The organism is Flavobacterium saliperosum (assembly GCF_900100625.1).
Classification (GTDB): domain Bacteria; phylum Bacteroidota; class Bacteroidia; order Flavobacteriales; family Flavobacteriaceae; genus Flavobacterium; species Flavobacterium saliperosum.
The window spans coordinates 170,661-192,711 of the sequence record NZ_FMTY01000005.1; the positions used below are offsets into that span (position 1 = coordinate 170,661).

Consider the following 22,051-nt stretch of genomic DNA (forward strand, 5'->3'; position numbering starts at 1 on the left):
TTTTAAAAATGAGTTGCGTTAGTTGTATTTAAACGTAAAATATTTTCAAAAGATAATGAAAAAACTGTATTAATCCATGAACTCTCTTTCGTCGTTGTATTGTTTAATAATCGTGATCCCTTTTTGAATCAGGAGATTGTTGGGATAGGTAACGCGTTCGCCGCTTTTGGTTTTCAGGAGCGCATGAAAAGCAGTGATGTCCATGATTTCGCCCTCAACGGGAAAGTCTTTATCGTGAATTAAGATAACATCGCCAATTTTAAAAGGAAAATTAAAGAAGAGGATGATTCCTGCAGTAATGTTACTTAGAATCGACCATTGTGCAAACATGGCCACACCAATAATGGCCGAAATAGAAGAAGCAAACACAATAATGTGAGTGGTTCGGATTCCCCAAATCGTAAATAAAACAATGGCTGTTAGGATATTGACCAGCACATTGATGTATTTTATCACAAGATTTGTCCGATGTTCAATCGAATCGGAAACTTTTGCAAAGCGTCGCACAATTTTAGCCAAAAAAAAGCGTACCGACAAAAACAATAGCAGCGTTATTAACGTAGCTACAATTTCAATATAAAACTGATGATTCAACATTTCATTTACTTTACTTTACAAATGTAAGCAAATGTTGATAAACTTTATCAACCGGAAGTCCGACAACATTGGCATAGGATCCGTCAATTCTTGCAATGGCCACGAGTCCGATCCATTCCTGAATTCCGTAGGAACCTGCTTTGTCAAACGGTTTGTAATTGTCTAAATAATAAGTGATTGCTTCTTCGGTGAGTGGGTTGAAAGTGACTTTCGTGACTTCGTAAAAAGTATCGGTTTTAGTATTGGTTCTAATACAAACCGAGGTAATGACTTCATGCGTTTTTCCCGAAAGCGATTGGAGCATTTTAAAAGCATCCTCATAATTTTTCGGTTTGCCCAACGCTTTGTTTTCGTGCCAGACAATCGTGTCGCTGGTAACCAAAATATCGTTATCCGAAAGTTCTCCCACAAATACATTGGCTTTCAGTTCGGCCAGATAATTCGTGATTTCTTCCGCTTTTAAATCTTCGGAATAGATTTCTTCCACTTCTTTTAAGCGAATTTCGAAATCCAGATCCAAATCTTTGAAGAACTGTTGGCGTCTGGGTGAACCCGAAGCCAGAATAATGTTGTATTGTTTTAGTTTTTCCCTAAGCATTGACTTTCATGTTTATTGTGATCACTACGATGGAAAGTATTCCGAAAAGTAATACCAGTTTTAAAATCAGACTCAGATGACTGAAGTCCTTTTTCGATTTGGCATTCCAGATTTTAATCAGGAAATAGAGTAGTGGCGCCAATACAAAAAGCAACATATAATACATTACCCATTGCAATTCCAACAGGTTATTGTTTACATATAAAACCAATAAGATTACGGGAACAAACGCCAATCCAAATACAATTTTTGCGGTTCTGTCTTTTCCTAAAAGGATGGGAAGTGTATTCATGCCTGAATTGTAATCGCCGTCCATATCTTCAATGTCTTTTACGATTTCACGAATAAAATTGATGATGAAAGCAAATAGGGCATAATCCAAAAGAATACTGAAAAGCATGGCCATCTGGAGTTGGTTGCCGTCATACGTCGCCGGATACAAATCGAAAATCCCAACGATGATTACGCTGAAGGATAGCAGCAAGGCAACAATGATATTTCCGATTAAAAGGTTTTGTTTCAGACTTGTAGCGTACATGTATAAAGTTCCCGCAACGACAATAAAAACCGCAGAAAACATCGGTTTCTGAATGATATTGGACAAATAAAACCCAATTCCAACGCCAAGAATATTCAATGCTACGTAAATGTTATACGCCATTCCTTCCGAAATGTGTTTGCCTACAATCACATTTTTGGGCTTACTGAATGCATCCGTTTCCTGATCCATAATATTGTTAATCACGTAACCTCCCGCGGCAATGGAAATCGTTGCAAGTACCAATAAGATAAATTGCCAATCCGCTAATGCAGTAAAGACTTCTTTTTGGTTTTTAAAAAATACGAAATGAAAAACAAGCTGCATCAAAGCTAGCATCAATAAGTTTTGGTAACGGATCAGTTTAAAAAATTTCATTCGTTGTATAGCTGTTTTTAATGTTTTGGAAATAGTAATTAATCGTACTTGGCGTCGAAATGTTTCATCCACTTGCCCTGAACTTTCATAACCTGTTCAATCACATCACGAACGGCACCTTTCCCTCCGTTTTTGTGCGAAATATAATTGCTGATTGTTTTAATTTCAGGAGAAGCGTCTTGCGGACAAGTGGGTAATCCCACTAATTGCATTACGTGATAATCCGGAATGTCGTCACCCATGTACAAAACCTGCTCGGGTTTGATGTTATACACATCGGTGAACTCTTTAAAAGTTTCCACCTTATTAGGAACCCCTAAGTGAATATCAGTAATACCTAAGTTTCGTAATCGAATACGAACACCTTCGTTACTTCCTCCGGAAATGATGCAAACCGTATAACCGTTTTCTACCGCCGCTTTCATCGCATAGCCGTCGCGAATGTTCATTTCACGCAGCATTTCTCCGGTTGGGGTTATGTGTACGGTTCCGTCGGTAAGTACGCCATCAACGTCAAAAATAAACGTGGTGATGTCGTTCATGATCTCTTTATAACTTTTAGCCATTGTATTTTTGTATGGATTGGGTTAACAATCGGTAAATTGTTTTTTTATGCTCATCGTCTAAGAAAGACATATGTTTTTCTATTGTTTTCTGGTCGTTGCGTTTCGCGGGACCGGTTTGTGCTTCCAAAGGGGAAAGCGTTTTGATTTTATCGGCAGTTTCCTGAATTAACGGCATCAGAATTTCGAAAGGCACATTATTCTCATCACAGATTTCCTTACCCAGATGATACAGATGATTCACGAAGTTACATGAAAACACGGCGGCCACATGCAAGCTTTGGCGTTGATTGGAACTGATTTTGAAAACTTTATCCGAAATGGTTTTTGCAACCGATTCCAATACAGCATAATCCGATTCATTTTCAGTTTCCAAACAGATTGGAACTGCTTTGAAATCGATTGCTTTTGATTTTGAAAAGGTCTGCAAAGGATAAAAAACACCTTTACGGTTTTTAGCATTTATAGCTTCCAATCCGACGCTTCCTGAGGTATGAACCACCAATTGGTTTTCAAAAGGGAGCTGATTGGACACTTCGGCAATGGCATCATCCGTAACCGAAATAATGGTAATGTCGGCTGTTTTTAAATCGGAATAGTGTGTTACAATCTTGTCATCGGAAATCAGATGATTTATGCTTTCCCGTTTGCGCGAAAAAACCTGTTGCAACATGATATTTTCCGTTTGTTGAAAAACCGAAATCAAATGCTGTGCAACATTTCCTGAACCGATGATGTTAATTGTGATCATTGTCGTTTTATGCTACTGAAGCTACAATTGCTACAAAATCTTCCGCTTTTAATGCTGCACCACCAATCAATCCACCATCCACATCGGGTTTGGAGAAAATTTCCTGAGCATTGTCCGGTTTTACACTTCCACCGTAAAGAATGGAAACGTTTTCGGCTACAGGGCTTCCGTAATGGTGTTGGATGGTTTCACGGATAAATTTGTGCATTTCCTGCGCTTGTTCCGGTGAAGCAGTTTCTCCGGTTCCGATAGCCCAAACGGGTTCGTAAGCCAAAACGATGTTTACCCATGCATTGGCTTCCAGATGAAACAATCCGTCGCGTAACTGGTTTTCAACCACATTGAAGTGTTGTTTGTCCTGACGGTCTTTCAATTCTTCTCCGATGCAGAAAATCACACGCATTTCGTGTTTTAAAGCGGTATCAACCTTATTGGCTAAAAGCGCATCATTTTCTTTGAAATAAGCACGTCTTTCGGAATGTCCTAAAATAACGTTTTGTACTCCGATGGAAGTAAGCATGTCTGCCGAAACTTCTCCTGTAAACGCACCGCCTTCCGCCTGATGCATGTTCTGAGCGGCCACACCAATGTTGGTATGTTCCAGAATATGAATCGCTTGTGATAAATTCACAAAGGAAGGGGCTACGATAACTTCCACTTCTTTTCCTGACGGAAGTTGGTTTAAAATATCAGACAGTAACTGAGTGGTTTCTGCTGCATTTACATTCATTTTCCAGTTGCCTGCTACTATAGTATGTCTCATTATTTTAATGTTTTTAGTGTCTCAATCAGTTTGGTGTCATCGGCTTCAATCGCTCTGAAAAGTGCAATTTTACCTTTTTTGTCAATTACCATGTAACGCGGAATCCAGTTCAGATCAATCGATTTTCCGAAGACGCCCTTCATACCGTCCGTGGCCATGTAGTGTTCGCCAACCACTTCATATTTTTCAATGCCTTTTTTCCAGGCTTCCGGCGTTTTGTCCATCGAAACGAACAGATAAGTAACATCAGGAAATTGGGTTTGCAACGCTTTTACTTTCGGCATGCCTTTAATACAGTCGGAACACCAAGAGGCCCAAACGTCAATTACGATGGTTTTTCCTTTGTATTTTTTCAGAATATCCTTAAAAGCAATTGAACTTCCGTCTAAAGCAACCATTTTGTTTTCCAACGCTTCTTTTTTGAAAGCTTTGTCGTCCTGTCTGTTGGTATAGGAATAAATCACAAAGGCAGCGAGTGCAAAAACAGCTAATAGAAGTATTTTTTTCATAATCAATTACAATTTAACATCCTCAATATCATTCCAATGTTTCTTATCAACAATTGTTCCTTTGTGTAGCACCACGATACTCGGATTGGCTCTTTCGATGGTTTTTAACGTAGTGGCGTCACAGAAATAGTAATCGAAAGTAATGCCGTTTTCTTGTCGGAACTTCGCAATATCTTCAATCGGAGAAGCCGACATTCCAATCACTTTATATCCTTTTTTCTGTGCTTTTTGAGAGAAGGCTTCCAGTTTGGCTAAACCTTCCGGCTTGGCTTTTTTCAGATCGTAGGAGATCAGCATCACCACTTTTGGTGCATTCAGCATTTCTTCGGTATAATCCTGTCCGTCCAGTTCAATGGTGAAATCGTGGATTGGAGGGACATAGCCCTGAGAGATTAATTTATCTTCACGACGTACGAATTCCGCACCGGCCGGTAAACTCATCAGGTCTTTTTCTCCGAAGTTTTGTTCTTTTCCGCCCACTTTATACACGAAATTCATCTCGTAAACCGAACGTGGGGCTCCCTCAGGAAACTCCATTCCTTTCTGAATATTGGTTCCGATTTTATACGCTCGGAAATCCTTCAAAGGTAAGTGATTCAGTACCCAATAGCCCATGAAAAGGCAAAGCGAATACGAAACAAAAACCGTTAAAGCGGCCGGCATAGGTTTTAATAACGAATTGATATGCTTCTGATTAAAAAATAAAATCAGAATGAAGAACAATAATACAATGTCTTTCCAGAAAGATTCCCAAGGCGTTAATTTCAGTGCATCGCCAAAACATCCGCAATCGGTTACTTTATTGAAGTAAGCCGAATAGAACGTCAGGAACGTGAAGAAAACAATCATCAGCAATAAACTCCACATGGTCCATTTCGGTTTGAAACCGATAAGTAAGGCTACACCCAAAACGACTTCAAAAACAACCACAAAAACGGCAATTGCCAATGCGAAAGGGATAAGCGCGGGCAGATTTAAAACGGCTTCTGAAAAATATTCTTCCAGTTTGAATGAAAATCCGGTAGGGTCATTGAGTTTGATTAACCCCGAAATGATGAATAAAACGCCAACAATGATTCTGGATACGTGTACTAAATATTTCATTATTATTTATTTTTTATGAAACCCCATTAAAATAAGTGCAAAAACCGAATAGTTGATCATGTCCTGATAATTGGCATCAATACCTTCGGAAACCAGTGTTTTTCCTTTATTGTTTTCGATTTGCTTTACGCGCAACAGTTTCTGAAGAATCAAATCGGTAAGCGAACTCACACGCATGTCACGCCAGGCCTCACCATAATCGTGATTTTTGGCTTCCATCAGTGCTTTGGTAATCGCGACTTTTTCGTCGTATAACCGAACCGCTGTTTCCCAATCCAAATCCGGTTGATCCACCACGCCCAAATCCAATTGGATTAGCGCCATAATCGAATAATTGATGATTCCGATGAATTCTCCGGTTTCGTCTTCGTCTATTTTACGTACTTCATTTTCCTGTAAACTGCGGATGCGTTGGGCTTTGATGAAAATCTGGTCGGTTAGGGAAGGAAGTCGTAAAATGCGCCATGCACTACCGTAATCCTTCATTTTTTTGCTGTATAAATCGCGGCAAATAGCGATTACTTTATCAAATTCCTGTGAGGTGTTACTCATTTCTGGTTATCTTTGTTCTTGAATTTCCAAATGTAAAGAATAAAGCTTGAAGTTCAAAAAAAACACGAACTGTAAAGTACAAATAATAAACCAGCGCTGTTCCAATGACAATCAACTGTAAAGGAGAATTAGTCGATTTATCTTCCCCGAAAGTAATGGGGATTCTCAACATCACTCCCGATTCCTTTTTTGACGGCGGGAAATACAAATCCGATGCCGATTTTCTGAATCAGACCGAAAAAATGCTTTCGGAAGGTGCCTCCTTTATTGATGTTGGTGCGTATTCGTCCCGACCCAATGCGGTTTTTGTTTCGGAAGAAGACGAAATCAAGCGACTGATTCCAATTTTGGATGTTATCCTGAACCGTTTTCCCAAAGCTGTTTTGTCGATTGATACGTTCAGAGCAGCGGTTGCCAAAGCAGCAATAGAAAGCGGAGCCGCAATAATCAATGATATTTCCGCCGGAGTATTGGACGATAAAATGCTGGAAGTAATTGCCGATGCCAACGTGCCGTACATCATGATGCACATGCGCGGGACACCCCAAACCATGACAACACTTACGGAGTATGATGATATCGTAAAGGAAATGATTCAGTATTTTTCGGAGCGTGTTGCCGCCGCCAGAACCCTTGGTATCAACGATATTATTATCGACCCCGGATTCGGATTTGCCAAGACAACCAACCAGAATTATGAGGTGATGCAAAAAATGGAGTTGTTTCAAATGTTGGATTTACCTTTATTATCGGCAATTTCTAGAAAATCGATGATTTATAAAGTATTGGATACCAACGCGCAGGAAGCCTTAAACGGAACCACTTTTCTGAATACGATTTCGTTGATGAAAGGCGCAAAAATTCTTCGTGTTCACGATGTGAAAGAAGCGATGGAATGTGTTACATTATTTAAAAAAATTACAAAACCATGAATAAAGTATTGATGCTTTTTACCGTTTTGGTATTGTTTTCCTGTGGCGAGAAAAAAGAGATTTTATTGCCGAAAGCGGATGTGACTGTTGTGAAAACGGTTTCGGATATTTCAAAAATTGATTTTTTCTTCAAAATGGAGAAAAACGATACTTTGGTTGACATTAATAAAAGTACGGTCATTTCCACCACCAATTGGGTTTTTAATGTTGACAAACGTTTGCCGCTGAAAACCATTCTTCCGGAAATTATAAAACTTCAGGAAAAAAAGCAGAAAAGAAAGAGCGAAGGGGATGTAAAAAAAGACAATTACTATTCCTATGCCGACAGTATCGGGAAGAATTTAGCGTTTATTCCGTTTACGAACGTAAGTTATGTTTTGGAAAATCATACGCATGATAAATTGGAGGATGTTTTGGTGATTCAGTTTGATAAAAACAACACAATAGCTTGTAATGATGTACCTGTAGAGCGTTCATCCCTTGAAAATTATATCAAGGAGTTTTACAGTGACAAGAAAGTCAAAGTGTATTTGGTGTTTGATAAAAACCTTTCTTTTGATGACTATCTATCGGATAAAATCCTGTTCACCAAATTATTGTATCCCAATCTGATTTTTGAAGGAAAAGAGTACGTGTTTTAGTAATAATCACAGAGTTCCGGAGTCTGATTTTTTTCTTTTGATTCTGCTGTCTGCTGTCTGCTGTCTGCAACCTGCTTACTGATGATGATAAGGTTCATTGCGTAAAATCGTAAATCCGCGATAAAGCTGTTCGATAAAAAACAAACGCACCATCTGATGCGAAAAGGTCATCAGCGAAAGCGAAATTTTCCCCTGTGCTTTTTTGTACACTTCTTCACTGAAACCGTAAGGACCACCGATTACGAAGACCAAGGTTTTCACTCCGGAATTCATTTTTTTCTGCAGTTCTTCGGAAAAACCTACGCTTGAGAAATTTTTACCGTTTTCGTCCAGTAAGATTAATTGGTCGGTAGCGGAAAGTTTTGCCAGAATCAGTTCGCCTTCTTTCTCTTTTTGTTGGGCTTCCGACAGGTTTTTCACGTTTTTAATATCCGGAATAATCTCCAATTCAAACTTGATGTAGAAAGACAATCGTTTGGTGTAATCGTCGATTAAGGTTTGCAGCGCTTTATTGTCGGTTTTACCGATGGCGAGGAGTTTGATGTTCATTACTTCGGATTAAAAAAGCAAAGATAACAGAAATTTAGATTATGGTTCAGGATGCTTTTTTTAGACTGTTTTTGAATTGTATTTGTCATGAAATCAGATGAATATGTTAAAATTTCGACTTTACTTTCAAAACCGTTGCCCCGTAAATCTTCAAATAATCAAAAAAATGTATCTTTGACCGCAAATGCTTTTGAAATGACTACAACACAAACAACGCAGCTGGAGCAGTATTTTCAGCAATTCAGAAAAAACATCATCGGTATCGATCAGGAATTTGATTCGCCTTTCGGAAGAAAGAAAATCATCTATACGGATTGGACCGCTTCAGGTCGTTTGTACCGTCCCATCGAAGAAAAACTGATGAATGAATTCGGACCGTTTGTGGCCAATACGCATACTGAAACCACCGTTTCCGGTACGGCTATGACTATGGCTTATCACGAAGCGCGTCACATCATCAAACACCACGTGAACAGTAATGAAAATGATGTGTTGATTGTTGATGGAACGGGAATGACAGGCGTAATCAATAAATTTCAACGTATTTTAGGATTGAAAGTGCCTGAAAATCTTCAGAAATATACTCAGATTCCCGACGAGAAGAAACCGGTTGTTTTTATATCGCATATGGAGCACCATTCCAATCAGACTTCCTGGTTAGAAACAATTGCTAAAGTGGAAGTGATTCCGGCTTGCGAAAAAGGCTTGATTTGTCTGGACAGTTTTAAAGTTTTATTAGAGAAATATAAAGATTTTACCTTAAAAATAGCTTCCATAACAGCTTGTTCGAATGTAACAGGTATACGAACACCCTATCACGAAGTGGCAAAGCTAATTCACCAATATAACGGCGTTTGTTTTGTGGATTTTGCCTGTTCCGGACCGTATGTTAAAATTGATATGCATCCGACAGACAATCCTGAAGGATATCTCGATGCGATTTTCATGTCGCCGCACAAATTTCTTGGTGGTCCCGGTACTTCGGGAGTGTTGGTTTTCAATAAAAAATTATACAAGAATATGGTTCCCGATCATCCGGGAGGAGGAACAGTAAGCTGGACGAATCCTTGGGGCGAGCACAAATATCTGGACAATATCGAAGAGCGTGAAGATGGCGGAACACCTGGATTTCTTCAGGTAATTAAAACTGCTTTGGCCATTCAGTTAAAAGAGCAAATGGGTATCGACAATATTCTGAAACGCGAACACGAAATTGTGGAATACGTTTTTGATCGTTTAGGGAATGTTCCTAATATCAATATTTTAGCGGGACAACATCAGGACAGGTTAGGGGTGATTTCGTTTTATATCGACGATTTGCATTTTAACCTTGGCGTGAAATTATTAAACGACCGATTCGGAATCCAAACGCGTGGCGGGTGCAGTTGTGCCGGTACGTATGGTCACTTTTTATTGCACGTGGATCAGGAAACATCTCATTATCTGACGGATAAAATTACTTCCGGTGATTTAATGGAAAAGCCGGGATGGATCAGAATGTCGATTCACCCAACGACCACTTCCGCAGAAATCGAATTCGTTTGCGATAGCATCAAAGCCTTGGCTGAAAACCATGCAGCATGGGCAAAAGACTACGAGTATAATAAATCTTCCAATGAGTTTGTGCATAAAAATGCTTTGCATCAGGAGGCAGCCATGGTGAAGAAATGGTTTTCCTTATAGATGAAAGAATAGTATTCATGAAAAAATCCACTTGTTAGTAAGTGGATTTTTCTTTTTTATAGCGCTTTGTTTTTCTGCCATCTGCTTTCTGATCACTGCCTAACTGTCTTTAGCGTGTTTCCAGCGTTTGTGTGTCCAAAGATAATATTCCGGTTTTTCAAGAATTTGTTGTTCCACCATTTTGAAAAACATATCGGTTAATTCATAGTTGGGAACTTCTTTCGGGTTATCCACCATCGGAACAAAAGTGGCCTGGTACATTCCGCGGCCTAATTTTTCGCCTTTAACAAAAAGTACGTTCATGTCCATTCTTTTGGCAAGCATTTCAGCACCGGTATGCACGGGGACTTCAATTCCCATAAATTTAGTCCAATGGAATGCTTTGGATGCTTTCGGAGATTGGTCTGCCGCAAATCCGTAAACACCTAAAACCCCTTTTTTATGATTGTCAATCATGACTTTCGTCGTTTCTTTAGTATCGATTAATGTGGCGTCAAACTTTCCTCGGATATCACGAACCAATTTGTCAAAGTATTTGTTTCGGATGGTTTTGTAAATCCCGAATCCTTTAAATTTGATGTGTTTGTTCATAATAAGGAGCCATTCGTAACTCGAATAATGGGCACAGAAAATGGCAATGCTTTTCCCTTTGGCTTCATATTCGTGATACAATTCCATATTGGTGAATTTAAATCGTTTGTTGATTTCCTTATCCGAAATGGTCATGGTTTTAATCATTTCCAGAAAACCGTCAACCAAATGATGATAGGATTTCTTCTCGATAACCAAGCGTTCTTTGTCTGATAAATGGGGGAGTGCCAACGCTAAATTTTGACGCACTACTTTTTTTCTATAACCAATGATATGATACACAAGGACGTAAATACAATCGGAAACGAAGTATAATAATCGAAAGGGAAGTATTGAAATACACCATAAAACAGGGTATACCAATAGAAAAACGAGTAACTGCATTTATTTAAGTTTTTACAAATATACTTTTAAAACTGATTATTCTTGGATAAAATTAACATTCTGTAAGCAAACAATGGTTATTTTTACACTGATAAAATTCAAAGATATGAACCCAGTTTTATTACTGATTATTGCAGTTACGGCTATTATAAGCTACAAAGGTTTTAGTGACGAAGCGTTTTTCCGAAAGTATGAATTCCACATAGGCAGTATTCGTGCCGGCGAGCATATCCGTATGATTACCTCTGCTTTTCTGCATGGTGATATTGGGCATCTGTTTTTCAATATGCTTACGTTATATTTCTTTGCACCTGTTGTTATCGGTTCTTTTGGGTCGTTATCGTTTATCATAATCTACTTCGGAAGTTTGATTTTCGGGAGTTTGCTCACCTTGTATTTTCATAAAAATGATTATTATTATCGTGCCATTGGCGCATCCGGAGCGGTAACCGGTGTATTGTACTCCGCTATTTTACTCCAACCTGATATGAGTTTGTACCTGTTTTTCATCCCCATCCCCATTCCGGCCTACCTTTTCGGAATCGGTTATTTGTTGTATTCCATTTACGGAATGAAAGCCAAGAACGATAATATTGGACACACGGCTCATTTTGGCGGTGCCATTGGCGGGTATATCATTACCATTGCCAAAGTTCCCATGATGCTGACTGATAACACTTTAATGGTTGTTCTACTGGTAATTCCGATTATTATCCTGTTTGTTTTATCTAAAATGGGCAAAATATAACTGTTTTGGCATTGCTTTTGATTTGTAATAGAAAACTTAATACTTTACATATGAAAAAGATTATTTTACTTGCAGTAACCTTATTTATCACAACATTGTCAAACGCACAAGAGATGAAAAACGTACCTCAGATTGTAGTTTCCGGTGAAGGAAAAATTAAAGTGACTCCGGATCAGGCAGTTATCAGCGTTGGAGTTGAGAATACCGGCAATGAAGCGGCCGACGTGAAAAAGAAAAATGACGAAGCCATTGACGCTATTATCAAATTCATCAAAAAAATGAAAATCGCCACGACAGATTATCAGACACAACGTGTTTCATTGTACAAATCGTACGATTATCAAAAGAAGAAAAACACGTTTACTGCTTCCCAAAATATTGTAATCCAACTTAAAGATCTGGCAAAATATGATGAACTGATGATGGGCTTGGTGGATTCCGGAGCCAATGTGATTCAGGGTGTGGATTTCAAATCGTCCAAAGTGGCTCAATATGAAAGTCAGGCGAGAATTCAGGCGGTTCAGAATGCCAAAACAAAGGCTGCAGATTATGCTTCGGCTTTGAATCAAAAAGTGGGTAAACCGTTATTGGTTTCCGATAATTCAATGACGAACTATCCAAGACCAATATATGCAGCAATGAAAATGGAATCGGATGCCGGCGGAATATCCAGAGAAACGCTTGCAATCGGTGAAATTGAAGTGATAGCAAATGTTACGATTAACTTTGCGATTGAACAGTAAATTTATTTAGATTCTTTTGCTTGACTCTCAGAATCCAATTACATTTGCACCACTCAACAACAACACAACAATAATGAACACAATTACAACGACCAATTTTAATTTTCCGGGTCAGAAATCCGTATATCACGGTAAAGTAAGAGAAGTATACAATATCAATGACGAGCTTTTGGTAATGGTCGCTACCGACAGATTATCCGCTTTTGACGTGGTAATGCCGAAAGGAATTCCATACAAAGGTCAGATTCTGAACCAGATTGCCACACGATTCATGCAATTAACGCAGGATATCGTTCCGAATTGGTTAATCGCTACGCCGGATCCAAACGTTGCCGTTGGTCATTTGTGTCAGCCTTTTAAAGTGGAAATGGTAATCCGAGGTTATTTATCCGGTCATGCGGCCCGTGAATATGCTTTAGGGAAAAGAGTTTTGTGTGGTGTAACCATGCCGGAAGGCTTAAAAGAAAACGATAAATTCCCGACGCCAATTATTACGCCTTCCACAAAAGCGGATAATGGAGAACACGATGAGGATATTTCCCGCGAGGACATTTTGGCAAAAGGCATCGTTTCCGAAGAAGATTACATCGTTTTAGAACAATACACCCGAGCTTTATTCCAAAGAGGAACTGAAATTGCGGCTTCCCGCGGATTGATTTTAGTAGACACGAAATACGAATTCGGAAAAACCAAAGACGGAAAAATCGTTTTGATTGACGAAATCCATACGCCGGATTCTTCCCGTTATTTCTATGCCGAGGGGTATCAGGAGAGACAGGATAAAGGCGAAGACCAAAAGCAATTGTCGAAAGAATTTGTACGTCGTTGGTTAATCGAGAACGGTTTCCAGGGAAAAGAAGGGCAACAAATCCCTGACATGACTGATGAATACATTGAATCGGTTTCGGAACGCTATATCGAGTTGTTTGAAAATATTTTAGGAGAGCCGTTTGTGAAAGCAGACATATCCAATATTAATGAACGTATTGAAAAAAATGTTCTGGCTTTTCTGAACAAATAAGATAACCTAATTTTGAAGATATACTAACCACGCTTTGCGTGGTTTTTTTGTTCTTTGTAGTGATGAAAAAATCCGTTAACGGCTTGAAAAAATCGATTATCGGCATCGATTTGTTAAAAGTATGTTATAATGAATAAAAGCGGGTAACGAAATAAATTTATAAGCGTCTATTCAATAAATCAATCATCACCCGAGGCATTTGATATTAAGAAAAATTAATTAATTGAAGCGCAGCGGAAAAATCAAAATCAATCATCATCATGAAAAAATCAATCATTTATTTAGGAATCGCTGTAGTAGCTTTTACTAATGTTACTTCAGCATTAAGCAGTCAACAATCGTTCAATAATGAATATTTCAGCTTGACTCAGTCAGTACAATCAGAACAAAGTACGGATGCGACCACAACCGGGAACGATTCAATAGAAAAAAAATCGGGTAAAGAATGTGGCGATGCAGGCAGCATTAATCCGGAAACCATCCTTTCTACTCCGTATGCCAAAACCATAGAAGAAGTAATTGCGGAAGATAATCAAATAATTGAGAGCGAAATTTCAAGTGATGTTGTTGAAAATGCATCAGAAGAAAGTATTACGATCGACAATCAAGTAATTGATATGACCATTTCTTCTGAAGTCGATCCTCTTTACAGTAAAAAAACAACGGAGGAAATCATTATGGAAGACAGTCTGATAATTGAAAGCCCGATTTTCAACACAGCTCAGCCAATCAATGCTGTAAAAATCAAAAGCACCAACATTTAATACTAACCATTAAAAGAAGAATAAATTTTAAATCATTAATCAACCCAATACGCAGCCGAAGTATATTGAGCGTAGCGGAAAAAATCAATCATCATCATGAAAAAAACAATCAGTTTATTAGGTTTAGCTTTAATAGCAACTGCAAATGTTGCTTTAGCTTCGAATGTTGAAACATCAACTTCAAAAAATGTAGCCATTGTTAGCTACGATGTTACCCCTCTATTTGTTGCCATCAGTAAAGGAGATGTGGCTACAGTGAAAAAATTTGTTGAATACGGTGTGGATGTAAACGAATCCAAAAACGGAATGACGCCGTTAATGTATGCCGCACGTTACAACAACGCTGAAATTGCAAAATTTTTAATTGAAAAAGGAGCCGATATTTCTGCAAAAGACAATAATGGTTTTACAGCATTAAAACTTGCAGAAGGCGGGAAAGCAACTCAGGTTGCGGAAGTTATCAGAGCGGCTTCAAAAAAATAAGTTTAGGTTGGTTAGTTATAAAAAAGCCGGACATAGTGTCCGGCTTTTTTTTAAAAATTAAGTAGTTTTAGTTGTGGTATTTAGTTGTTTTAGTTTATCAGAATCATATCAAAATAAAATTGTCCCATCCAGCACGTTGCCGATGTATCCCCAAGCGCATCCGTGCGCACGATATTGGTGGTAATGGATGTTTGTGATTTGTTTGAATAGTTGATATTAAATGTATCAGGGTAAGAACTGTTATTGTATGGCGCAAATATCAAACCGGAGGGAATAAAAGGCAGTTGGGGCGAAAAATCATATCGGATCTGTAATTTCTCAGGTTTCGCGGGTGCCAATAACACGGTGTTTCCACTTATGGCAGCAGTAGAGCCTGCCGTTGTAACTCTTTGTAAAACAGTCCACGTAACGGTTGTGCTTACCCCTTTTATGGTTGTACTGAAAGAACCGGTAGTGCCTGAAGGACTGGAACTGCAAATAGGAATAGTCATATCCTGTACGACAACCAAATCCGGAATGGAAACATTACTTGCCGTAAGTTGTTGCCAAGTTGCGTTTCCGTTAGCATCTGAAACCAATGCTTTTCCTAATCCCTGATTTCCGTCTACGATTCTTATGGCCGCAGGAGCTGCAGTCGTGATAGTAATGTCATCAACATAAGCCGCATCCGCACCGGAACTTGCGGAAGTATCTTTACTGTATTCCCATTTTAAAGTTCTTAAACCGGCAGCAAGCAGATAAGTTTGTTGTGTCCATCCAACGGTACCAGACCATTGGTTTTGTACGACACCATCAATATAAAATTTCAGATAATCGAATCCACTTTCACTACTCACATTATAATAAAAACTTAATGTGGCACCTCCGGCAGGTACTACAACCGTATGCGACATTTGTGTGGCTTGGCTATCAGCAATAGTACCAGATTTTGCGGCATAAGTTCCGGCGTTTTTAACCGTGCTTTGCGTTGCCCAATTGCCACTTCCGCCTGTAGTAAGGGGAGCTATGGCATTGGTTTCGAAATTTTGGTTTAACAAACTTCCGGCAGCTCCGATATTTTCAATGTGCAATTTGTTTGTCGGAGTGGTGGTTCCCACACCCACATTAGCCGTATTGTTGTTGTAAATGTCATTGCCCACTTTTGTCCAATGACTTACGCCTCCGGAAAAGGGTGTCCATTTTGATCCGTCCCAGTAATAAAAACCGATTCCGGTTGTTGCATTGGTGTTGTATACCAATAAACTGGTAGCCGGTGTTGTTACCGGAGCCGCCGCATTCAAATTGGGGATTGAAATTCTTGGAATTAGTAAACCTTTATCCGTAGCCGTAATGTCAAGCATGGAACTTGTATTGGGCGTTGTGGTATTGATTCCTACCTGTGCAGAAGCCGCTCCGGAAAAAAGCAATAATAACAATAACTTTTTCATAATGTTTAGTTGTAGTTAGATTAACACAACAAAAATTAGAAAAAGAAAATTCTGCTAAAAAAATATGGGATAGAGGAGTGCTTTTTTGGGAAGAATAACTAAAAGATACTTTAAGTCTTTATTTTTGAGTTGTTTAGTAATTGCAAAACTTCTTCCTTATGTGTTTTTGAAATGGGTATTTTTATAGTTCCAATAGTGATGAAGTTGGCATTAAAACCCTGAATTTTTTCTTTGTTAACGATAAAACCTTTGTGTGTTTTAATGAAGTTGTCCGGAAGTTTTGTTATAAACTCGGTAATCGTGCAACGAAAACGGTATTCCTTTTCATCCGTTATAATGAGCAGGTAATTTTTTTGACTTTCCACATAAACAATACTGTCTAAGGTCACTTTTTCAAAAACTTCATGGTGTTTGATGTAAATGAAATCACTTTCTGTTTTTGCATTCGTATTTTGTTTGTTGAAGTTAAGCAATGCAATTTCAATCGATGAAAACAGATCTGCTTTTTGGAAAGGTTTAATCAGATAGCCATACGGATTGGTCGCAATCGCATTTTTAATGGTAATATCATCCGAATATGCCGTTAGGAAGACATGCGGAATCGTGTACTTTTCAGTAATGTAATTGGCCAGCCAAATCCCGTCTTTTTCTCCCTGAATGGTGATGTCCAATAAAGCAAACTCAACATTGTTTTCATTCAGAATTTCAATAGCTTCATTGGCATTCATGGCAGTGCCGATGACATTGTAACCCATTTCAGTAAGCAAAACAGAAATCGTTTTCTGGGTGATGTACTCGTCTTCTACAACCAATATGTTCAGCGGATGGTTCATTGTATGTTGTCTTTAAAAGTAATTGTAATTGCTGTGCCGTTTTCGGTTTTCCAATCAAAGGTGCCTTCCAGTTGTTTCGATAGGCCCTGAATCAAATCAAAACCAACGGAATGTAATTTTTTCGGATTGAAATCATCCGGAAGTCCGTTTCCGTTATCTTGGATTACAAGTTTATACGTAGTATCTTCTTTTGTCAGATGGATGTTTATGGTTCCGTTGTTTCTGCCGATAAAAGCGTGTTTGTAACAATTTGTTATGATTTCATTGATGATTAGACTTAACGGAATGGCTGTGTTGATGCTGAGTTCAATATCATTCGCATTGATAACGGTCTCGATTTTCATTTGCGCATTTCTATACGTATCCTGAATGGCCTGAACCAATTCCGTAAGGTAATTTTGAAAAGGCACTTTGCTGAAATTCTCCGACTGGTACAATGTTTTATGAATTAACGCAATCGACTGAATTCGGGCCTGTCCTTCTTTCAGAATAATCTTGGCATTCTCATCGGTAATGTTGAAATTCTGAAGTTCCAAAATTCCGGAAATAATCTGTAAATTGTTTTTTACCCGATGATGAATTTCTTTCAGTAACATTTCTTTTTCGGCCAAAGACTCCTTAATGGTTTCGTTTTTCGCCGAAATCAAATTGTTCTTCTGTTCGATTTCTTTTCTCTTTTTTCTGGAATTACGCAAATAAAACAAGGTTGTCATCAGAATTACGACCAAAGCGATGGCTACGATGTAAAGAATTCCTTTTTCTTTGGTATCGATATCCGATTGCTGTTTCTCAATCACATTGTCTTTTTGCTCCAATTGGTACAGTATGTCATTACCGGCCAACAGTAGTCGTTGTTTCACTGAATTTATGGAATCACTCAGACGGAAAGCTTTTTCATAATTGGCATACGCTTCGTCTTTCTTATTCTGAAATTTAAGCAGTTCCGCTTTTGCCTTATAATACCCCACTTTGGTTTCCGGAGATATGCCTTTGGACAGCAGTTGTTCAATCTGGTTGATGTTATTTTGCGCTTCGTCATAATTTTTCAGATGAATATTACATTCGGTAAGCAAAATGAGACTTTTAATGGTTCCGCTGTTGTTATCGTTGTTTTTAATCCCAATGGCTGCATCTTCCTCAAGTAGGGAAACTGCATTTTTATAATCGTTTTGCCTGATTTTCAAAACAGCAATGTTTCCTTTTACAACACCGCTTAGCCGTTCGTAGGTTTCAAAATCGGTACTTTTTAACGCTTTTTCGGCTTTGCGTAAGGCTATATTATAATATTGATAGGCACTGTCAATCCGGTTGTTCATCGCATAATAAAAACCCAAATCATTGTAAGCGGAAGGAACAATCAGCGAATCGCGTTCTGGATTTTTCAAAAGGTCGGCTATTTCCGATTTTAACTGAGGAATCGCTTTGTCATACAAGAACAATCGTGCATACAAGTTACTTTTGATGTTATAGCTCCACAAAGGGAAGGAAGCGCCTTTTTTTCGAAGTTGTGCGATTTCAGAATTGATTTTGAAAACAGTGGAGTACAAATTCAGATTCAGGTAGGATTTTTGCAGTCCCACCAGTACGTTCATGTTTTCCGAATCGGAAAGTCTGTAGTCTTTGTCATTTTGGATTTCCTTTAAAACCTCAATCGATTTCAATTCGTCTTCCTTAATATTGTAGACTTCGGCTAAGGCAAATTTGTATCGGATTTGTGTTTTCTTATCGGATTTGATTTGTTCCTCCGATGCAAGTTTAGGAAAGTGTTGCCAGAAAAAATCCCTGTAGGCTCTTTTTTGGTTCAGATTCAGTTTTTCGTAAAAATCAATTTTCTCTATTGCATTTTTTGTTTGATAGGCGGCTTTAATTTTGTCGGCGGTTTGTCCGTTTCCGATGTGTAATTGGAAAAAAAGAATGCAGCAGAGTATGTTTTTTAGCGATAACAACATTAATGTAAGAGCTCAATTTTTACCGACAGTTCGCCGTGTGTGGTTTTGTCGGATATTTCCATGAAGGCTTTTTTGGTCAGATCAATTTCTCTTCCTTTGGAAAAAGGACCGCGGTCATTGATGGTGACTACAACGGATTTGTTATTTACCAGATTAGTCACTCTCACTTTTGTTCCGAAAGCCAACTCGCGATGGGCAGCGGTATAACCGGAATTGTCGAAACGCGCCCCGCTGGCAGTTTTTCTTCCGTTGAATTTATCGTGATAATAGGAAGCAACGCCTTTACTTTTATACAATTTCCCTTTTTTAGACGATTCTGAGTTGTTCGTAGTCCTTATTTTAGAGCCCGAAGCCCCACAACTGTTCATTAGAAAAGCAAACGATAAAAGTAAAAGCGCTACTGTTATTTTAGAATGCAATGATTTCATTTATTTTTATTTGAAATACGAAAACGTTTCGTTGTTTTCAATTTTAAGCAAACTTTCGTAAATCAGTTTGATTACGTTTTCCACATCTTCTTTGTGCACCATTTCCACTGTCGTATGCATGTAACGCAACGGTAGGGAAATCAACGCCGAGGCCACTCCGCCGTTACTATACGCAAAAGCATCCGTATCGGTACCTGTTGCTCTTGAAGTCGCATGACGCTGGAACGGAATTTTTTTGTCTTCCGCAGTGGCTACAATCAGTTCACGTAAATTATTCTGTACAGCTGGTGCATAGGCAATTACCGGACCTTTACCCATTTTCAAATCACCTTCAATTTTCTTTTCAATCATTGGCGTAGTGGTATCGTGGCAAACATCGGTCACAATGGCAACATTCGGTTTGATGGTATGCGTAATCATTTCGGCACCACGCAGCCCGATTTCTTCCTGTACCGAGTTCACGATGTACAATCCGAAAGGCAATTTCTTTTTGTTCTCTTTCAGTAAACGCGCTACTTCGGCAATCATGAATCCGCCCATACGGTTGTCAATGGCACGGCATACGAATTTATCGTTATTCAAAATCATGAATTCATCCGGATACGTAATTACGCAACCCACATGAACGCCCAATTTTTCCACTTCTTCTTTTGTGGAACAACCACAGTCAATGAAAATATTATGAAGTGTTGCCGATTCTTCCTTACCGCGATTACGCGTATGAATCGCCGGCCAGCCGAAAACTCCTTTTACGATTCCTTTTTTAGTATGAATGTTCACGCGTTTCGAAGGCGCAATCTGATGATCGGACCCCCCGTTGCGGATCACATAGATTAGTCCGTCATCGGTGATGTAGTTTACATACCATGAAATCTCATCGGCATGTCCTTCAATAACCACTTTATATTTTGCATCCGGATTGATTACACCCACGGCACTTCCATAGGTATCCGTAATAAATGTATCTACGTAAGGTTTTAAATAATCCATCCAAAGTTTCTGTCCGCTTTCCTCATAACCCGTTGGTGAGGCATTATTCAGATAATTCTCTAGAAAGGTGAGGGATGATTTGGATAGTATTGATTTTGTTGCCATAAAATATTTTTTTGCTAAAATAATAAATTGGCATTAGAGTTGTTAGTATAATGTATATTTTTGATATAATAAATAAGTCTATGAAGCGATATCTTTTTTTGAGTATTTCCCTGTTTTTTTACTCCTATATATATAGTCAGGTTACCAATGATACCATCGGAACTCAGGTTCAGGATACTTCCGTGGTTTTTAAAACACAAATGGATGAAATGTTTATAGGAAAAGATAAAGCTTATGCCGAGGAAATGGAGCGGATTAAGAAAATGCAGCGCCGTGTTTTCAAAGTGTATCCCTATGCGAAACTGGCAGCAGAAAATTTAAAAATGCTCAACGCAAACATGGCTAAATTAAAAACGGAGCGCGAAAAGAAGAAGTATTTCAAAATTGTGGAAAATTATCTTGAAAACGAATTCGAAGACCGACTTAAGAAATTCTCCCGTAAAGAAGGGCAGATTTTGGTAAAGCTGATTCACCGTCAAACCGGAGAAACCACTTTTAAATTGGTTAAAGACTTAAAAAGTGGATGGAAAGCGTTCTGGTCCAATAATACCGCCAAATTATTCGACATTAATTTAAAGGAAGAATACGACCCAATGAACGAATTGGATGATTTTTACATCGAAGGGATGCTTATAAAAGCGTTCAAGGAAGGAAAACTCCAACGTCAGGATCCGGCCAAGCCCATTGACTTAGCCGAACTTTCCGCAACCTGGAAAGAAAAACTCAACAAATCCCGTAAAGCACGAGAAGAAAAAGCAGCCAAAGAAAAAGCTGCATTGGAAGCAAACAAATAAAATTTAAAGCCTGGAGCGAAAGTTCCGGGCTTTTTTTCGGACCATATTCCCGCTTTGCGTTGCAATCCGTCCTTGCGAGCTTGCGCTGCAATCTCCCAAAGCCGGGATTTCCACTTTAAATGAAATTCACTGAACTCCGCTGTAAATATAAGTTTAGTGAAGTAATCGGGGCTAGGAGGGCAAGGAGGTTGTTTTTTTGTGGTCTTTCGATAAAAAAGATTCTCCATATTATATATAGTAGGTAAAATCATTTTCTTTTTTTAAACCCACGGTTGTTACCTATATATAGTATATGCAACTTCAAACCCGCTCAGTAACTAAGCGACTCAGTTCCTCAGCGCCTTTTTCAAAAAAAACTTTTGCATGTTAGAAAATGGTTATCAGTATGTTACGGCAAAGCATCAAAAAAAGACATAAAAAAGGTTGGAATTAATTTGGAGTTACGGGAAAGAGTGCTACTTTTGCACCCGCAATAACGGCATAGTTCTGCTGACATTTTGAAACAAACCGAATCAAAAAGATTTTGAAAAAAGTTAAAAAAAGATTTGGATTGTAAGGAATAAAGCAACTATCTTTGCAGCCCGCAAAATAAGGGAAAGTTCATTTGAAATACTGGCAAGCGCAACGAAATGG

25 protein-coding genes are annotated in these 22,051 nt (G+C 38.6%); 9 read left to right on the forward strand and 16 right to left on the reverse strand.

Going from position 1 to position 22,051, the window contains the following annotated elements:
* Positions 1 to 69 precede the first annotated feature (69 nt).
* Genes BLQ05_RS10725 through BLQ05_RS10765 form a run of 9 tightly spaced genes read right to left on the reverse strand, consistent with a single transcriptional unit; the run spans position 70 to position 6,353 of the window.
* The gene (locus tag BLQ05_RS10725) at positions 70 to 597 is read right to left on the reverse strand and encodes a mechanosensitive ion channel family protein (protein ID WP_023575882.1); all 528 of its coding nucleotides are present in this window, start codon (positions 595 to 597) and stop codon (positions 70 to 72) included.
* A 10-nt stretch (positions 598 to 607) separates the two neighbouring features.
* Complete coding sequence (locus BLQ05_RS10730; RefSeq protein WP_035654151.1) at positions 608 to 1,195, reverse strand: Maf-like protein; 588 nt, start codon at positions 1,193 to 1,195, stop codon at positions 608 to 610.
* Complete coding sequence (locus BLQ05_RS10735; RefSeq protein ID WP_074460129.1) at positions 1,188 to 2,111, reverse strand: geranylgeranylglycerol-phosphate geranylgeranyltransferase; 924 nt, start codon at positions 2,109 to 2,111, stop codon at positions 1,188 to 1,190. The genes BLQ05_RS10730 and BLQ05_RS10735 overlap by 8 nt, the downstream gene beginning before the upstream one ends.
* 38 nt (positions 2,112 to 2,149) lie before the next feature.
* Complete coding sequence (locus BLQ05_RS10740; RefSeq protein ID WP_035654153.1) at positions 2,150 to 2,677, reverse strand: KdsC family phosphatase; 528 nt, start codon at positions 2,675 to 2,677, stop codon at positions 2,150 to 2,152.
* On the reverse strand, positions 2,670 to 3,425 hold the full coding sequence (locus tag BLQ05_RS10745) for a Rossmann-like and DUF2520 domain-containing protein (protein ID WP_023575886.1): 756 nt from the start codon (positions 3,423 to 3,425) through the stop codon (positions 2,670 to 2,672). Before BLQ05_RS10745 ends, BLQ05_RS10740 begins: the two co-directional genes overlap by 8 nt.
* Before the next feature lie 7 nt (positions 3,426 to 3,432).
* Complete coding sequence (gene tpiA / locus BLQ05_RS10750) at positions 3,433 to 4,188, reverse strand: triose-phosphate isomerase (protein WP_035654155.1); 756 nt, start codon at positions 4,186 to 4,188, stop codon at positions 3,433 to 3,435.
* Positions 4,188 to 4,697: a TlpA family protein disulfide reductase gene (locus tag BLQ05_RS10755; RefSeq protein WP_035654157.1), complete on the reverse strand. Its 510-nt coding sequence runs from the start codon at positions 4,695 to 4,697 to the stop codon at positions 4,188 to 4,190. The genes tpiA and BLQ05_RS10755 overlap by 1 nt, the downstream gene beginning before the upstream one ends.
* A 6-nt stretch (positions 4,698 to 4,703) precedes the next feature.
* Complete coding sequence (locus BLQ05_RS10760; protein WP_023575889.1) at positions 4,704 to 5,801, reverse strand: BT_3928 family protein; 1,098 nt, start codon at positions 5,799 to 5,801, stop codon at positions 4,704 to 4,706.
* A gap of 6 nt (positions 5,802 to 5,807) precedes the next feature.
* On the reverse strand, positions 5,808 to 6,353 hold the full coding sequence (locus BLQ05_RS10765) for a DUF1599 domain-containing protein (RefSeq protein ID WP_023575890.1): 546 nt from the start codon (positions 6,351 to 6,353) through the stop codon (positions 5,808 to 5,810).
* 104 nt (positions 6,354 to 6,457) lie between these two features.
* Here BLQ05_RS10765 and folP point away from each other — a divergent pair, with 104 nt between their 5' ends.
* Positions 6,458 to 7,285 (forward strand): dihydropteroate synthase, encoded by an 828-nt coding sequence (folP, locus tag BLQ05_RS10770; protein ID WP_023575891.1) that lies wholly within the window; start codon positions 6,458 to 6,460, stop codon positions 7,283 to 7,285.
* The gene (locus BLQ05_RS10775) at positions 7,282 to 7,926 is read left to right on the forward strand and encodes a hypothetical protein (protein WP_051365733.1); all 645 of its coding nucleotides are present in this window, start codon (positions 7,282 to 7,284) and stop codon (positions 7,924 to 7,926) included. The genes folP and BLQ05_RS10775 overlap by 4 nt, the downstream gene beginning before the upstream one ends.
* 75 nt (positions 7,927 to 8,001) lie before the next feature.
* Here BLQ05_RS10775 and rlmH read toward each other — a convergent pair whose 3' ends face one another.
* The gene (gene rlmH / locus BLQ05_RS10780) at positions 8,002 to 8,475 is read right to left on the reverse strand and encodes a 23S rRNA (pseudouridine(1915)-N(3))-methyltransferase RlmH (protein ID WP_023575892.1); all 474 of its coding nucleotides are present in this window, start codon (positions 8,473 to 8,475) and stop codon (positions 8,002 to 8,004) included.
* 195 nt (positions 8,476 to 8,670) lie between these two features.
* Between rlmH and BLQ05_RS10785 the strand changes: the two genes are divergently transcribed.
* Entirely contained in the window at positions 8,671 to 10,158 is a 1,488-nt protein-coding gene (locus BLQ05_RS10785) for an aminotransferase class V-fold PLP-dependent enzyme (RefSeq protein ID WP_035654190.1), read from the forward strand.
* Between the two features lie 99 nt (positions 10,159 to 10,257).
* Here BLQ05_RS10785 and BLQ05_RS10790 read toward each other — a convergent pair whose 3' ends face one another.
* Complete coding sequence (locus BLQ05_RS10790; RefSeq protein ID WP_023575894.1) at positions 10,258 to 11,133, reverse strand: lysophospholipid acyltransferase family protein; 876 nt, start codon at positions 11,131 to 11,133, stop codon at positions 10,258 to 10,260.
* Between the two features lie 106 nt (positions 11,134 to 11,239).
* Between BLQ05_RS10790 and BLQ05_RS10795 the strand changes: the two genes are divergently transcribed.
* The 5 genes from BLQ05_RS10795 (at position 11,240) to BLQ05_RS10815 (ending at position 14,892) form a co-directional block, all read left to right on the forward strand.
* The gene (locus BLQ05_RS10795; protein WP_023575895.1) at positions 11,240 to 11,881 is read left to right on the forward strand and encodes a rhomboid family intramembrane serine protease; all 642 of its coding nucleotides are present in this window, start codon (positions 11,240 to 11,242) and stop codon (positions 11,879 to 11,881) included.
* A 50-nt stretch (positions 11,882 to 11,931) separates the two neighbouring features.
* The gene (locus BLQ05_RS10800) at positions 11,932 to 12,624 is read left to right on the forward strand and encodes an SIMPL domain-containing protein (protein WP_035654159.1); all 693 of its coding nucleotides are present in this window, start codon (positions 11,932 to 11,934) and stop codon (positions 12,622 to 12,624) included.
* Between the two features lie 73 nt (positions 12,625 to 12,697).
* Positions 12,698 to 13,645 carry a phosphoribosylaminoimidazolesuccinocarboxamide synthase gene (locus BLQ05_RS10805; RefSeq protein WP_023575897.1) on the forward strand — a complete coding sequence of 316 codons (948 nt, stop codon included), beginning with the start codon at positions 12,698 to 12,700 and terminating at the stop codon, positions 13,643 to 13,645.
* A gap of 260 nt (positions 13,646 to 13,905) precedes the next feature.
* Positions 13,906 to 14,409 (forward strand): hypothetical protein, encoded by a 504-nt coding sequence (locus BLQ05_RS10810; protein WP_023575898.1) that lies wholly within the window; start codon positions 13,906 to 13,908, stop codon positions 14,407 to 14,409.
* A gap of 96 nt (positions 14,410 to 14,505) precedes the next feature.
* Entirely contained in the window at positions 14,506 to 14,892 is a 387-nt protein-coding gene (locus BLQ05_RS10815) for an ankyrin repeat domain-containing protein (RefSeq protein ID WP_023575899.1), read from the forward strand.
* A gap of 89 nt (positions 14,893 to 14,981) precedes the next feature.
* Here BLQ05_RS10815 and BLQ05_RS10820 read toward each other — a convergent pair whose 3' ends face one another.
* The 5 genes from BLQ05_RS10820 to BLQ05_RS10840 form a co-directional block, all read right to left on the reverse strand.
* The gene (locus tag BLQ05_RS10820; protein ID WP_023575900.1) at positions 14,982 to 16,319 is read right to left on the reverse strand and encodes a hypothetical protein; all 1,338 of its coding nucleotides are present in this window, start codon (positions 16,317 to 16,319) and stop codon (positions 14,982 to 14,984) included.
* A 110-nt stretch (positions 16,320 to 16,429) separates the two neighbouring features.
* Positions 16,430 to 17,152, reverse strand: a complete 723-nt coding sequence (locus BLQ05_RS10825; RefSeq protein WP_035654161.1) for a LytR/AlgR family response regulator transcription factor — start codon at positions 17,150 to 17,152, stop codon at positions 16,430 to 16,432.
* Positions 17,149 to 19,101 carry a tetratricopeptide repeat-containing sensor histidine kinase gene (locus BLQ05_RS10830; protein WP_035654162.1) on the reverse strand — a complete coding sequence of 651 codons (1,953 nt, stop codon included), beginning with the start codon at positions 19,099 to 19,101 and terminating at the stop codon, positions 17,149 to 17,151. The genes BLQ05_RS10825 and BLQ05_RS10830 overlap by 4 nt, the downstream gene beginning before the upstream one ends.
* Positions 19,101 to 19,529, reverse strand: coding sequence for a septal ring lytic transglycosylase RlpA family protein (locus BLQ05_RS10835; RefSeq protein ID WP_023575903.1), 429 nt, complete (start codon positions 19,527 to 19,529; stop codon positions 19,101 to 19,103). The genes BLQ05_RS10830 and BLQ05_RS10835 overlap by 1 nt, the downstream gene beginning before the upstream one ends.
* 6 nt (positions 19,530 to 19,535) lie before the next feature.
* The gene (locus tag BLQ05_RS10840; RefSeq protein ID WP_023575904.1) at positions 19,536 to 20,624 is read right to left on the reverse strand and encodes a M42 family metallopeptidase; all 1,089 of its coding nucleotides are present in this window, start codon (positions 20,622 to 20,624) and stop codon (positions 19,536 to 19,538) included.
* 80 nt (positions 20,625 to 20,704) lie between these two features.
* Between BLQ05_RS10840 and BLQ05_RS10845 the strand changes: the two genes are divergently transcribed.
* Entirely contained in the window at positions 20,705 to 21,418 is a 714-nt protein-coding gene (locus BLQ05_RS10845) for a DUF4294 domain-containing protein (RefSeq protein ID WP_023575905.1), read from the forward strand.
* The last annotated feature ends 633 nt before the right edge of the window (positions 21,419 to 22,051 follow it).